Source organism: Ignavibacteria bacterium, from assembly GCA_016707005.1.
Taxonomy (GTDB): domain Bacteria; phylum Bacteroidota; class Ignavibacteria; order Kapaibacteriales; family Kapaibacteriaceae; genus UBA10438.
Genome location: JADJIQ010000005.1, coordinates 717,111 through 730,548, shown reverse-complemented (window position 1 = coordinate 730,548; position 13,438 = coordinate 717,111). Strand labels below are relative to the sequence as shown.

13 protein-coding genes are annotated in these 13,438 nt (G+C 54.1%); 12 read left to right on the top strand and 1 reads right to left on the bottom strand.

All coding sequences use genetic code 11. The features are described 5' to 3' along the window. Genes IPI29_11485 through IPI29_11470 form a run of 4 tightly spaced genes read left to right on the top strand, consistent with a single transcriptional unit; the run spans position 1 to position 3,600 of the window. Complete coding sequence (locus IPI29_11485) at positions 1 to 828, top strand: class I SAM-dependent methyltransferase (protein ID MBK7413166.1); 828 nt, start codon at positions 1 to 3, stop codon at positions 826 to 828. Next, complete coding sequence (locus IPI29_11480; GenBank protein ID MBK7413165.1) at positions 825 to 2,138, top strand: glycosyltransferase; 1,314 nt, start codon at positions 825 to 827, stop codon at positions 2,136 to 2,138. The genes IPI29_11485 and IPI29_11480 overlap by 4 nt, the downstream gene beginning before the upstream one ends. Further along, a complete protein-coding gene (locus tag IPI29_11475; protein ID MBK7413164.1) occupies positions 2,135 to 2,317 on the top strand; it encodes a hypothetical protein in 183 nt (60 codons plus the stop codon). Before IPI29_11480 ends, IPI29_11475 begins: the two co-directional genes overlap by 4 nt. 2 nt (positions 2,318 to 2,319) lie before the next feature. Further along, positions 2,320 to 3,600 carry a hypothetical protein gene (locus IPI29_11470; protein MBK7413163.1) on the top strand — a complete coding sequence of 427 codons (1,281 nt, stop codon included), beginning with the start codon at positions 2,320 to 2,322 and terminating at the stop codon, positions 3,598 to 3,600. Positions 3,601 to 3,658: 58 nt separating this feature from the next. On the opposite strand, the gene IPI29_11465 is transcribed toward IPI29_11470, so the two are convergent. Next, positions 3,659 to 4,483, bottom strand: coding sequence for an A/G-specific adenine glycosylase (locus tag IPI29_11465; protein ID MBK7413162.1), 825 nt, complete (start codon positions 4,481 to 4,483; stop codon positions 3,659 to 3,661). A 15-nt stretch (positions 4,484 to 4,498) separates the two neighbouring features. Here IPI29_11465 and IPI29_11460 point away from each other — a divergent pair, with 15 nt between their 5' ends. From IPI29_11460 to IPI29_11425, 8 genes are read left to right on the top strand one after another with little or no spacing between them, the layout of a single operon-like run. Next, positions 4,499 to 4,909, top strand: a complete 411-nt coding sequence (locus tag IPI29_11460) for a cytidine deaminase (protein MBK7413161.1) — start codon at positions 4,499 to 4,501, stop codon at positions 4,907 to 4,909. An 18-nt stretch (positions 4,910 to 4,927) separates the two neighbouring features. Then, positions 4,928 to 6,181, top strand: coding sequence for an MFS transporter (locus IPI29_11455; protein ID MBK7413160.1), 1,254 nt, complete (start codon positions 4,928 to 4,930; stop codon positions 6,179 to 6,181). Between the two features lie 43 nt (positions 6,182 to 6,224). Next, positions 6,225 to 7,766 carry a glutamine-hydrolyzing GMP synthase gene (gene guaA / locus IPI29_11450; protein ID MBK7413159.1) on the top strand — a complete coding sequence of 514 codons (1,542 nt, stop codon included), beginning with the start codon at positions 6,225 to 6,227 and terminating at the stop codon, positions 7,764 to 7,766. A gap of 3 nt (positions 7,767 to 7,769) precedes the next feature. Beyond that, positions 7,770 to 8,246, top strand: coding sequence for a hypothetical protein (locus IPI29_11445; protein ID MBK7413158.1), 477 nt, complete (start codon positions 7,770 to 7,772; stop codon positions 8,244 to 8,246). Between the two features lie 2 nt (positions 8,247 to 8,248). Further along, complete coding sequence (locus IPI29_11440; protein MBK7413157.1) at positions 8,249 to 8,800, top strand: DJ-1/PfpI family protein; 552 nt, start codon at positions 8,249 to 8,251, stop codon at positions 8,798 to 8,800. A gap of 33 nt (positions 8,801 to 8,833) precedes the next feature. Next, positions 8,834 to 10,951: a methionine--tRNA ligase gene (gene metG / locus IPI29_11435; protein MBK7413156.1), complete on the top strand. Its 2,118-nt coding sequence runs from the start codon at positions 8,834 to 8,836 to the stop codon at positions 10,949 to 10,951. Further along, entirely contained in the window at positions 10,951 to 11,313 is a 363-nt protein-coding gene (locus tag IPI29_11430; protein MBK7413155.1) for a cell division protein FtsL, read from the top strand. Before metG ends, IPI29_11430 begins: the two co-directional genes overlap by 1 nt. Next, complete coding sequence (locus IPI29_11425) at positions 11,310 to 13,370, top strand: PASTA domain-containing protein (GenBank protein ID MBK7413154.1); 2,061 nt, start codon at positions 11,310 to 11,312, stop codon at positions 13,368 to 13,370. Before IPI29_11430 ends, IPI29_11425 begins: the two co-directional genes overlap by 4 nt. The last annotated feature ends 68 nt before the right edge of the window (positions 13,371 to 13,438 follow it).

The following is a 13,438-nucleotide window of genomic DNA, read 5'->3' as shown; positions in this document are numbered from 1 at the left end:
ATGAGCCCCCTCCCTAAAGATCTTGTAGACCAGGTCGCACAGATGGACCTGCACCCACGTACGATCCGCAATGTGCGGATGCAGTACCGTCTTGCTGAACACACTCTTATTCCGTGGCTGCGGGGTCTGGGACAGTTACCGACCAATGCTGCAGTGTGCGAGATCGGATGTGCCGAGGGTGGGGTACTTGCTGCTTTTGCTCAACTCGGTGCGTCATATACCTTGGGTACAGATATTCAAGGGGCTCTCCTCACGCAAATAAGTGATCCGTTGTGGAGGGGGTTGGGACTGAACATGGAGTTCACACAGCACGATGTGATCTATGAAGAGATACCGCCCGAGTGGAGAGCACGGTTTGATATCGTGCTGTTGCGTGATGTGATCGAACACCTCGATGATCCGGCCATTGCCCTGAAGAACATCGCTCGTTTGCTCAAACCGGGCGGCGTGGTGTTGGTAACGTTCCCACCGTATACCTCGGCCTTTGGCGGACATCAACAGCTGATGGGAACTAAGGCCGGAGCGATCCCATTCCTCCACATGCTTCCGTGGTCCGTGTTTGGCGGCTTTGTGAAGGGCGGAGACCCCGTGAACCAAGAGGAATTGGAAAGACTCCATACCATACGCTGCTCGGCGCGGAAGGTGCTGTCCTCAGCACACGCAGCCGGACTTCGTGTTCGCTCTGAACGGTACTTCGGACTGCGTCCGGTGTTTCGTTGGAAGTACCAACGTCCTATCCCGAGCTTTGAGATAACCGCTCTCCGATCGATCCCGGGCGTTCGCGCCTTGGCGATGGAGGCCGCATTTGTCTTTCAGTTGCCTGCATGAAGACCGTTCTCGTTATTGCCTATCATTTCCCTCCCGGTGGCGGACCAGGTGTTCAGCGTGTTCTGAAGCATGTTACCTACCTCCGAGAAGCCGGTTGGCGTCCGGTGGTGTTAACAGTAGAGAACGGCGACTTCCCGGCTCGAGACGAATCACTCCTAGAGAAGATCCCTTCTGACGTAACAGTTGTGCGTGTGCCCATCCTGGAGCCCTATGACCTCTATCGCAGGTTCATGGGTAACAAAGGAAGCGCGATCGATGTGAACGTGAATAAGTCCAGCTCCGAACAACGTGGCTGGAAGGAACGCATCACAAATTGGATCCGTGCCACGCTGTTCATCCCCGATGCCCGAGTTGGCTGGCTCCTAACAGCCGTGAAAAAGGGGCTTGAGATGGTGAAGGAACATCACGTCGATGCCATTTACAGCTCGTCTCCGCCATACACCTGTGCCCTGATCGCCCGATCGATCAAGCGTACCACAGGATTACCGTGGGTGGCCGGGTTCCGGGATCCCTGGACCGAGTTCCTCACAACGCCCGACCGTTGGTTCTTGCCGGCAGCAATAGATCGATCACTTGAACGATCCGTTTTCAGCGAAGCCGATCTTGTTGAGTGTGCTTGGACGGGGATCATCGACGATGCAATGCGGAAGTATCCCGAGCTTGATCGGTCGAAATTCCGACACGTCCCCAATGGCTTTGATGCGTCGGACTTTCCACAGGTCTCCTATAATCGAAACGATCGATTCACTGTGACCTATACAGGATCCATGTACGGCAGACGCACGCCAAAGGCCTTCCTCGCCGCCCTGGATCTTTTGGCGGAGAGTGGGCGCGTTAGACCTGAGGAGATCCATCTGCGTTTTGTTGGACGATTCGGTGACGAAGTGCACGAAATGCTCGATCATTCGCGCTTTGCCCCCTCCATCGAACGGATCGGCTATGTCCCGCACGATGTGAGCATTGGATACCTGATGCAGAGCGAGGCCTCGCTCCTTATCGTCGATGATGCAAAGGAGAGTGCAGAGATCGTGCCCGGCAAGGTCTATGAATACCTCGGTGTTGGACGTCCGATCATTGCATTGGCTCCTGGCGGAAGTGCGATCGCTAACCTGATCAAGGAGACGTCTGCAGGAGATAGTGCAGCCCAGGACAACGTAGAAGGGATCGCTGAGATCGTCGGCACGTTTCTTGATCGTTGGAGAAGGGGCGAGGAGATCACACACCCGAACGCCTCTGAGATCGTCAAGTATGAACGCCGTGCTGCGGCACTTCAGCTTGGCTCCATGTTACACGAATTGCAACACCCATGAACATCAAGAAGATCCTCGCAATCATCCTTGCTCTTGCAGCAGGATACATCTTGCTCAAAGTATTCTGGTGGATCATCCGGCATGCATTTTCGTTGGCCTTTGATCTGATGGGCCTTGTGCTTATCGCCATGATCGCTGTACCGATCTACTTTATCATTCGTGCAAAGCTTCTGCGGTAACGATGCGCAAGCCCCTTACCATACTGACAATGCTGCTGCTGACATTCACGGCGCATGCACAGCAGATGTACAATCCGCTTGCTGTGGATCTTACACGGTCGATCCTCAAAGATCTCTTTGAGAGTAACGCCGTGCCCTACATCCAGCCGATGGTCAACACGATCAATGCAACCTCGAACGCACGATTCTACGATAGGGCATACGTTCCGAAGTCGGTAGACAAGCCATATGTCCGTGTTAGCATCAACGGAATGGTTGGATACATCAATGAAGATCAGCGCTGGTATGTACCAACCATCGATCTCGGCCCAAGAGTGAATGTCTTTACAGAACTGCCGAAGTACGGACAGATCTTCATCGATCAGAATGGTCCGCGATACGAGATCGGCGATTCGTATGAAGACACACTCGGACTTGCTACGATGCTGGTGAAGGAGCTTTTCCGGGATTGCCAGGACAGTGGATACATCGTTACGCCGGATAGTGCGGCAACACTGTTTGGGTACAGGCCCGACAACAAGGTGCTGCTTCCAACCAACGATCAGCTCTTAGAGGTCCTCAGAAATAGACCGGAATACAAACTGCTTGATAGTGCAGGTCAGGCGGGCCTAGAGAACCTGCTCGCGAATGTGAAGATGGTTGGCTTCCTCACCCTGCCACCAGGCGTGGACATGTCAAAGATCATTGCTGCCGTGCCACAGATAGAGATCGGATCGTTCTATGGAACAGAACTTCTAGTGCGCTACGTGCCACCGGTGGAGTTCGATCCCAACGTTGGCAAGTTCTCGTTCTGGGGCATTGGTCTAAAGCACAGTTTGTCTCAATATTTCCCCGAGAGATATTTCGATCTCGCAGTACAGGGGATCTATCAGGGAACAACGCTTCGCAATACCGTTGGCTTTACTGAATCAAAACTCGAAGCCGACGCCACGATCTTCAGCGCAAACATTCATGCAAGCAAGAATCTGTGGGATGTAGTGGACGTCTATACCGGACTCGCCTGGGAGACCATCTCCGTAACAAGTACCTACACCTACGTTCTCCCGCAGGAAACACAGATCGAACTTGGGCTACTTCCAAAGCCACCTCCTGGTGAACCGGCGGTACCAACACCGGAGCAGCCGGGCGATCAGAATCCGCAAACATCGGTGGTCACTGCCGGGAATACGAACGTGAAGTGGACCATCGGTGCTTCCGTGTATTATGGCCCTGTGCGTTTGGCGCTTGATTACAACGTGAGCACCTTCAACATCTTCTCGATGGGTCTGTCCTACCAGTTCTAGTCGGCCAAGCGCACCCCTCGCCCAGTCTGCACGATCAACCCGTCAGTCTCCAGCCTGCTCAACACCGCTGTGAACCACTCCTCTTCGTGAGATGATAGGGGGCTTTGTGCAGCGAGTGTAAAGAGTCTGGCAGGACGGATCGATACATGGGGCTTCTGCCCCTCAACACCTCGATGAACCGGCCGCGCCAGATCCTCTGCGGTTCTCCGCGAAACTCCGGTTCTTGTTTTCGGGAGCGAGTGGCAGCAAGCAGCACATCATTTGATGGACAGAGGTCTGCGAGCGGACACATCGTGCACCGGGGGGCCCGAGCGGTGCATATAGTGGCACCAAGATCCATCACGGCATGATGCCATTGCGCCGACCTGCGTTGAGGTATCACGGAGGTCGCAAAGGGGATCAGTACTTCGTCGGGCTCTACGTCGGTTGTGTACGTCTGACGTTTCACAAGCCGCGAATAGACCCGACGCACATTCACATCGAGTACCACCACACGCTTGTTGAACGCAAAACAGGCCACGGCCGCAGACGTATACGGACCTACTCCGGGCAGTGACAGCAAGATCTCCGGAGAAGACGGGATCACTCCGTTATGATCACGGACAACAGCCTTTGCTGCATCTCGCAATCGCATTGCACGTGAGTTGTAGCCCATTCCCTTCCACTGCCTGATGATCTCGCCGTTACCGGCCTTGGCAAGCGATCCGATCGATGGATATCGTTCCAGAAATCGGGGCAAGGCCTCTGCAACACGCGAAGCCTGTGTTTGCTGCAGCATCGTCTCCGAGACAAGCACCACATAGGGATCTACAGTTGCCGTTCGCCACGGGAATTCCCGGCCATTGGCTCGGTACCAGCGCAGAAGCGAACGTGCATGATCCATACGTAGATTGGCGAAATGAAGAAGGAGATAGACCCGAAACTAGTAGAAGCAGCCGTTGCTGCTGCCATTGAGGCCAGAGAACATGCGTATGCCCCGTACTCTGCGTTTCGTGTTGGTTCGGCCGTTGTGGATGCCGATGGAGGCATTCACGTAGGGTGCAATGTAGAGAACGCAAGCTATGGACTCACGAACTGTGCCGAACGGGCTGCTGTTGCAGCGGCAACTGTAGCCGGACGCAGGGATCTGATCCTCTGCGTGGTTGTGATGGACACAGCGTCCCCTGCAGCCCCCTGCGGAGCCTGCAGACAGGTCTTGAGTGAGTGTTCGGTCTCCATGCCCGTTCTCTGTACAACTCCTTCCAGAAATGATGTGTGGCATGATCTGCACGATCTGCTCCCAAATGCCTTTGGTCCTGATTCATTCTGATCAACAACTCTCAACCCCATGGTTCTACGTTCTCAGGATACTGACACCTCGTCTCGCATCTGGCTTACTGTTCTAGTTTGCGGATTGGGGTACTTCGTTGACATCTACGACCTGATCCTCTTTTCGATCGTCCGCCCCGAATCTCTGAGAGCCATCGGCGTTCTCCCAACGCAGATGCAGGATGCCAGTGAGATCATCCTCAATGCTCAGATGGTGGGTATGCTCATTGGCGGATTGCTGTTCGGTGCCTTGGCTGATAAGCGAGGCAGGCTGTCCGTTCTGCTCGCCAGCATCCTCATGTATTCGGTGATGAACATCGCCAACGCCTTTGTCTCCAGCGTGCCGATGTATGCCATGTTCCGGTTTCTGTCCGGAATCGGTCTGGCCGGTGAGCTCGGTGTGGCCATTACGCTGGTGAGCGAGGTGATGCCCAAACATTCCCGCGGCTACGGAACCACCATCGTTGCCTCCATGGGCATCCTGGGGGCTGTAGGGGCCTATGTGGTCCATCAACTGTCAGATTGGCGCGTAGCCTTCATCATCGGCGGTGTGATGGGCCTATGCCTCTTGGTGATGCGCGTCCGTGTTCGAGAATCCGGCATGTTCAACAAGATCGAGGACGCCCCGGTGGCACGCGGGAACGTCTTTATGATCTTCACCCGACAGCGGATAGGTACCTACCTCTCCAGTGTGGCCATTGGTGTTCCCATATGGTACGTGATCGGTATTCTGGTGACGTTTGCCCCAGAATTCACAAAGGAGGGAGGGGGCTCTACAGAGATCCTTGCCGGACAAGCCGTGATGTGGGCCTATGTTGGACTTGCGGCAGGGGATCTGGTGAGTGGACTCATCAGTCAGTTCCTGAAAAGCAGACGCAGGACCATCCTTCTCTTCCTTGTCCTCACCTCCGCAGCCATTGCATGGTACTTGTTCACGCCTGCTAAATCTGCTGCGCTCACCTATCTGCAGACCGGAGTATTAGGATTTGCTGTTGGGTACTGGGCGGTGTTTGTAACAACAGCTGCAGAACAGTTTGGAACCAACCTGCGCGCTACTGTTGCCACCACCATTCCGAATGTTGTTCGCGGTGGTCTGATCCCGGCTCTCTTGGTGTTTGCAGCCCTTCGTAAGAGCGATGCAGTGCTGTTCAGTGGTCAGCCCCTTGTCTCCAGTGCCGTGATCGTAGGGGGCGTCACAATGCTCATCGCCTTCATCGGACTTGTATTTCTCAAGGAAACCTACGGCAAGGAACTCGACTACCTAGAACGGTAGGAGAGATACTGCTTGCAGAGTGCGAAGGTGGTAACTTTGCACTATGACACATGCAGAACGTATCATCATTCTCGACTTCGGATCACAGTACACGCAGCTCATTGCCCGTAAGGTGCGCGAGGTAGGCGTCTACGCAGAGATCCATCCCTACTCCATCTCTCGTGAGACACTCTCAGATCTAGCTCCAAAGGGCATCATCCTCTCGGGTGGTCCATCAAGTGTGTATGCAGACGGTGCACCCATACCCGACTTCGATGTCTTTGACATGGGTGTTCCTGTTCTCGGGATCTGCTATGGACTTCAGTTAGTAGCACACCAACTCGGTGGTGTTGTTGATAAGGCAGCACGCAGAGAGTTTGGGCGGGCTATGCTTGAGGTTGATGATACCAGCGATCTTTTCACGGGAATACATTCAACCACACAGGTATGGATGAGTCACGGCGATCACATCACCGAGATCCCGCCCGGCTTTGAGCGCATCGCTCACACAGAGAATGCCGGCATCTGCGCCATCCGAGATGTGAATCGTCAGATATGGGGCGTGCAGTTCCATCCCGAAGTGCATCACAGCACGGAAGGGAAATCCATTCTCAGAAACTTCGTGACACTGATCTGCGGCTGTGCCACTACGTGGAATGCAACGTCGTTCATTGATGCTGCAGTTGCAGAGATCCGCGCAAAGGTGGGAGACGGTGGAGTTATCTGCGCGCTGAGTGGCGGTGTGGACTCTACCGTAGCTGCCGTCCTCTTGCATAAGGCGATCGGAGACAAGGTGCACTGTATCCATATCGACAGTGGACTGATGCGGAAGGGCGAAAGTGATAACATCATTGAGATGTTCAAGCAACATTTCGCAATGACCGTTGACCTTGTTGACGGAACGGAGATGTTCTTATCACGACTGCATGGCGTGGAAGATCCGGAACGTAAGCGCAAGATCATCGGTGGTGCCTTTATCGACCTCTTCGATGTAGAGGCCAAGAAGTTTGCCGATGCCAAGTTCCTTGCACAAGGGACGCTGTATCCGGATGTGATCGAGTCGGTGAGTACCAAGGGTCCGAGTCAGACCATCAAGACGCACCACAACGTGGGTGGCCTTCCTGAAAAGATGAATCTCAAACTCATTGAGCCGTTCCGCGAACTCTTCAAGGATGAGGTTCGCGCCGTGGGCAGAGAACTTGGGATCCCGGATTGGTTCGTTGAACGACATCCGTTCCCGGGTCCTGGTCTTGCGATCCGCATCCCCGGTGCCATAACCCCAGAGAAGCTCGATATCCTACGCGAAGCGGACGAGATCTATTTGGAAGAGATCCGCAATGCCGGTCTCTACAACGAGATCTGGCAGGCCTTTGCTGTTTTGCTCCCTGTTCGCACGGTTGGTGTGATGGGAGACGAGCGCACGTATGAGCACGTATGCGGTTTACGTGCTGTAACCAGTACTGATGGTATGACGGCCGACTGGTTCCATATGCCGTATGATGTGCTTGCGCGGATGAGCAACCGTATCATCAACGAAGTTCGAGGTATCAATCGAGTGGTCTACGACATATCGTCGAAGCCCCCTGCCACCATTGAATGGGAGTAAGTCATGAATGAGCTACAGATCCACCTGTTTTTAAATCACGTGCCTATCCTTGGCGCACTTGCAGCACTACTTGTTGTGATCATCGGTGTTGTCACCAAGAACAATGCAGTCCGCATGTCGGGACTGGTTGTCTACATCGTAATGGCGTTGGCCGTCATTCCAACATACCTTACGGGCGAAGGCGCTGAAGAGCGCATTGAGAACATTGCCGGCATCAGTGAAACCGTGATCGAGTCACACGAAGAAATGGCTGAACTTTCACTGTGGATCATGCTTGCTGCTGCCGCGATAGGAGCAGCAGCGCTATTCACTCAATGGAAGGGAAAGAGCATTGCCGGAACCCTCTCCGTAGTGTTTGTGATCGTAGCTATCGGAGCCTTCATTCAGATCGGTCTCACTGGACATGAAGGGGGCAAGATCCGACGTCCAGATATGACGTCGGGTATTGCAGCCCCTGCAGCTGCCGAGGACAACGATTGACCATGAAGAAGATCCTTGTTCCTATCGCCAACGGTACAGAAGAGATGGAGGCTGTGATCATCATCGATATGCTTCGTCGCGCATCGATGGAAGTGACCATAGCCGGTGATGGTAACGTGGTGGTATGCTCGCGTGGTGTACGTATGGTGCCCGATATCAACGTTGAGGACATCACAGAAGACGATCACTATGATGCCATTGTCCTACCTGGCGGTGGTCAGGGCGTTAGCAACTTTGTGAACAACCATGCACTTGAACAGATCCTTCTTCGGCACATGGCCAAGAAGGGTCTGATCGGTGCGATCTGTGCCGCGCCGATGGTTCTGCATGAGTTCGGCTTGCTACCTGCCGGTGCCATTGTTACGTCGCACCCATCAACGGCGGATGTGTTTGCCCCCTATCACTACACTCTTGACCGTGTGGCGACAGACGGGACGATCATTACGAGCAGAGGTGCAGGTACTGCCTTTGAATTCTGTCTCGCGCTCATTCGAAAACTTGCAGACGATGCCACAGCCACGAGAATAGCTACCGACATTGTGATGTACGAGTAGCATCATCACCATCGAATTTCACTTCCGGAACCTGTGAAACGTTACCTCATTACTTCGGCACTTCCTTACGCAAGTGGAGTGACCCACCTCGGAAACGTTGTGGGCTCTACGCTTCCGGCAGATATCTACGCACGGTATTGCAGACTTCGCGGACGAGACACACTCTCCATCTGCGGCTCCGATGAACACGGCGTGGCCATTACCATTGCAGCAGAGAAGGAAGGTATTACACCGCGAGAAGTGATCGACCGGTATCATGAGGCAAATGCCCGCGCGCTGAAAGGCCTGGATATCGAATTCGATCTCTATGATCGCACGTCCAATCCACTTCATGCCGCTACAGCCCAAGAGTTCTTCTTGGTGTGGAAGGAGAAGGGGCTCCTTGTAGAACGCGAGGACGATCAGTTCTATGATGATGAGTCAAAGATCTTCCTTCCCGACCGATATGTAGAAGGCATCTGTCCGAACTGCGGATATGACAAGGCGCGCGGAGATCAATGTGACAATTGCGGTGCCTATTACGATCAGTTGGATCTGAAGAGTCCACGCTCTCTCGTTAGCAGAAAAACACCGGTAGTACGAAAGACAAAACACTGGTACTTCCGGCTCAATGAGTTCCAACAATGGTGTGAAGAATACATCGAGTCCCATGCCGGACAGTGGAAGGACAACGTCTTGCAGCAAAGCCGATCGTGGCTGAAGCAAGGTCTTGCAGAACGTTCTGCCACGCGCGATATGACTTGGGGTATTCCGGTCCCCGTGGATGGTGCCGAAGGAAAGGTCCTCTACGTTTGGTTCGAGGCGGTACTCGGTTACATCTCCATAACGAAACAATGGGCGATCAACGAAGGTCGTCCGGAAGACTGGCGCCGGTGGTGGTGCGACGCGAACACCGAATACACTGCCTTCCTTGGTAAGGACAACATTGTATTCCACACGATCATCTTTCCGATCCTTCTCAATACGCGTAAGGAAGAGGGATACATTCTTCCGGAGAACGTACCGGCCAATGAGTTCCTCAACCTCGAAGGAAAGAAGTTTTCGAAGAGTCGGAACTGGGCCATTGATGTGATGCAGTATCTCGCTGCATTTCCCGAAGCGCAGCATAGAGACATCGTGCGTTATGTGCTTACGATGAACATGCCGGAGACTAAGGACAGTGACTTCACGTGGAGAGATTACCAGGCACGCACGAACAACGAGCTGGCGGCGATCCTCGGCAATTACGTGAACCGTGTGATGCAGTTCGTGCAGAAGAATTTTGCCGGTACTGTTCCGGTTTTGCCGGACGGCTTTGAGCACGGTGAACATGAGCAGGTCTTGCTTGATGCGATGCGTGACGGACACAATGCTGTTGGGCTCAACCTTGATGCCTACCGGTTCCGTGACGCTGCAACGGAGGCAATGAACATTGCGCGTGCTGCCAATAAGTACTTCAACGACAAAGCGCCGTGGAAGTCCATCAAGAGCGATCCTTCGGATTGCGCAGCCACGATGAACGTCTGTCTTCAGGCAATTCGTACGCTATCCGTGGTCTTTGCGCCGTTCTGTCCTGTAGCAGCTGCTACCATGCAGTCCATGTTGGGTCTGCCTGTGAACGTAGGCTCACCAAAAGAGGGTGAGACAGGCAAGGATCTTTGGTCGCATTCCCACGAGTTTCAATTGGCGTCCGGATCGCCCCTTGCCGAGCCTACAATCCTGTTCACGAAGGTGGAGAACGAAGTGGTTGAACGTGAGATCGAAAAACTCGTTGGTACCACTCCGAGCGCAGTCGTCACTCCGAGCGCAGTCGTCACTCCGAGCGCAGTCGAGGAGCAGGATGACCGCATCACGATCGATGATTTCTCAAAGGTGAAGTTGCGCACCGCTGTGATCATCGAAGCAGAGCGTGTTGCGAAGTCGGAGAAACTCCTCAAGCTTCAAGTGGACATCGGCACAGAGCGCAGACAGATCCTGGCCGGCATCGCAAAACATTATGCGCCTGAGGATCTGATAGGCAAGACCATTGTTGTTGTTGCCAATCTCAAGCCCGCCAAGCTCATGGGCATGGAATCACAGGGTATGGTTCTTGCGGCATCCAACGCCGACGGCAGGCTTACATTGGTCACTCCATCCGATGCCGGTATCGGCGCCGGAGCCGAGGTTCGCTGATGGCAGCACGGGGGATCATACCCGAACCGCCGATCGATGAGCTATTGCCGACAAAGGAGCCAACGGCACTTGTAAAGCAACGCAGGCTCCTCAACCGTTGGAGCATCTTTGCGTTGGTCTTTGTGAGTGCCATCTTCACGGTGCTCTACGTGAGCAATGTGATCGGTGTTAAGAAACTCCTTGTTGAAACAGATGCGCTTAAGCGCAGTATTGATTCATTGCGTACCGTGAATGAGAGTCTTCGTACGGAGTCGTACAGACTACAATCTGCCGAGCGCATCACACGGATAGCGCAAGACAAGCTCGGACTCATCCCGCCCCCTAAGGCACCTACTGTATTAGAAGACACAGAGCAGAAGTGAACGACCAGTCGCAACCATACGAACCCATTCGATGGAAGTCGGGCCTGCTCACCTTGATCTTCTCCGTGGCCTTCATGATCATCCTTGGAAGACTCTTTTGGGTGCAGGTGATCGAAGGGGCTCGATACAGGGACCTCGCAAAGAAACAATACGAGAGCAGGGTGCCGTTGCGTGCAGAGCGCGGACGATTGCTCGACCGTGAGATGCGGGATCTGGCAACGATGATGAAGACCACATCATTCGCTGCAGATCCATCCATGATCGAACATCCTGAGATGTGTGCGCAGCTCCTTTCTGCAGCGGCAGGTGAATCCGCACAGAGCTACATGGACCGACTTCGTTCAACACAGGCACGTTTTGTTTGGCTGGCTCGCGGCGTGAACACCGTGATGTTTCCTGTTCTCGATACGATCCGCGATAGGGGGCTTATCCGTGTCAAGGAACCGAAACGTTCATTCACACATGGACCATTGGCCGCACAGTTGATCGGTACAACGGACGTTGACAATAACGGCTTGACCGGACTTGAACTCCAGTATGATGGTATCCTCCGTGGGCAGAGCGGTTTTGTTGTGATGCAGCGCGACGGAAGAGGAAGACTGCGTCCGGGTGTGGATCCCGAGCGCGAAGCACCTCGAGATGGTCAAGGCCTACAACTCACCATTGATCTTGAAATGCAGCGTGTTGCCGAGCAGGAACTAGCGCGCGGAGTTCGAGAAAGTGGTGCATTATCGGGTACGGTTATAGCAATTGAGCCGTCCACCGGTGACATCCTTGCGATGGCGTCCTACCCGTCATTCGATCCCAACAGACTTGATAAAGCCAATGATGATGCCATTCGTATTCGGGCCGTAACCGACCAATACGAACCGGGCTCAACGATGAAAGCCATCACAGCTGCTGCGCTGCTCGAGGAGCGCAAGCTTGCTCCTACGGACAAGGTGGATGGAGGCACAGGAGTATTGATGATGGCAGGGGGCGTGCAGATCAAGGACGACCATCCGGTTGGGCAGACAACTTTTGCGGGAGCATTGGAGCAATCGTCAAACGTTGTGTTCGCATCGCTGGCGCGCAAGCTAGACGACCGCGTCTACTACAAATACGTCCGCGATTTCGGTTTTGGTATTCCTAGCGGCATCGACCTCCCCGGCGAAGTACGTGGCAGGCTCAAACGTCCGAACGAGTTTGACCTCTCCACGAAACAATACATGTCCTTTGGCTATGAGATCAGCGCAACGGCACTCCAGGTCCTCGATGCCTATGCAGCCATTGCCAATGGCGGTGTTCTCATGCAGCCACGTGTGGTGAAGGCACTGCTGGCCAGTGATGGGAAGGTTCATACCGAGATTCCACCCCAGCAGATCCGTCGCGTGATAAGTCCGGGAACAGCCCACATCCTCACCGAAATGCTCGTTGGTGTAGTTGAACGCGGTACGGGCCAGGAAGCGCACATTTCCGGTGTGCGCATTGCAGGGAAAACCGGCACAGCCCAGCAGCTTACCCAAGGCGAATACGGAAGACAGAATTACACCGCATCATTCGTAGGGTATTACCCAGCCGATAAACCCCGCGTGGCGATGATCGTGATGCTGGACAGACCAACAACAAGCATCTACGGCGGCACAACCGCAGCTCCCATCTTCCGTCGCATTGTTCAGAAGACTATGACGATGCTGCGACTGGATGCGGCAACGCAGCAGAAGATCGCCGCTTCTGCCGAGGCAGACACCGTGATCGTACCGGATATCCGTGGACTGTCGCTGCAAACCGCAGACAGTGTTCTTCGCCGACTCGGTCTGCGCGCCGAAATGTCTACCGGAATCGGACTTGTCATGCGTCAGACCCCTATCAGCGGTTCCCGCCTAGAACGTGGATCCGTTGTAAAGGCAGAAGGTCAGCCCCAACAAGGTCAACAGCACCCCGATGTAGTTGGATTCCCCCTCAGGCGCGCCGTTACCGTTCTCCATGCCGCCGGCTACGACGTACGGATCAAAGGCTCCGGACGGGTAGTCCGACAAGACTGGGAAGGTGAGGCGTGTGTGGTGTATGCGGAGTAAGGCAGTTACTAGTTACTAGTTACTAGTTACTAGTTACTAGTTACTAGTTACTAGTTACCAGTTACTAG

What these genes read in the sequence shown, in the direction of transcription:
- IPI29_11470 (MBK7413163.1), top strand. Translation starts at nt 2,320, where the DNA reads ATGCGCAAGCCCCTTACCATACTGACAATGCTGCTGCTGACATTCACG.
- IPI29_11460 (MBK7413161.1), top strand. Translation starts at nt 4,499, where the DNA reads ATGAAGAAGGAGATAGACCCGAAACTAGTAGAAGCAGCCGTTGCTGCT.
- IPI29_11445 (MBK7413158.1), top strand. Translation starts at nt 7,770, where the DNA reads ATGAATGAGCTACAGATCCACCTGTTTTTAAATCACGTGCCTATCCTT.
- IPI29_11485 (MBK7413166.1), top strand. Translation starts at nt 1, where the DNA reads ATGAGCCCCCTCCCTAAAGATCTTGTAGACCAGGTCGCACAGATGGAC.
- IPI29_11440 (MBK7413157.1), top strand. Translation starts at nt 8,249, where the DNA reads ATGAAGAAGATCCTTGTTCCTATCGCCAACGGTACAGAAGAGATGGAG.
- guaA (MBK7413159.1), top strand. Translation starts at nt 6,225, where the DNA reads ATGACACATGCAGAACGTATCATCATTCTCGACTTCGGATCACAGTAC.
- IPI29_11455 (MBK7413160.1), top strand. Translation starts at nt 4,928, where the DNA reads ATGGTTCTACGTTCTCAGGATACTGACACCTCGTCTCGCATCTGGCTT.
- IPI29_11475 (MBK7413164.1), top strand. Translation starts at nt 2,135, where the DNA reads ATGAACATCAAGAAGATCCTCGCAATCATCCTTGCTCTTGCAGCAGGA.
- IPI29_11430 (MBK7413155.1), top strand. Translation starts at nt 10,951, where the DNA reads ATGGCAGCACGGGGGATCATACCCGAACCGCCGATCGATGAGCTATTG.
- IPI29_11465 (MBK7413162.1), bottom strand. Translation starts at nt 4,483, where the DNA reads ATGGATCATGCACGTTCGCTTCTGCGCTGGTACCGAGCCAATGGCCGG.
- IPI29_11480 (MBK7413165.1), top strand. Translation starts at nt 825, where the DNA reads ATGAAGACCGTTCTCGTTATTGCCTATCATTTCCCTCCCGGTGGCGGA.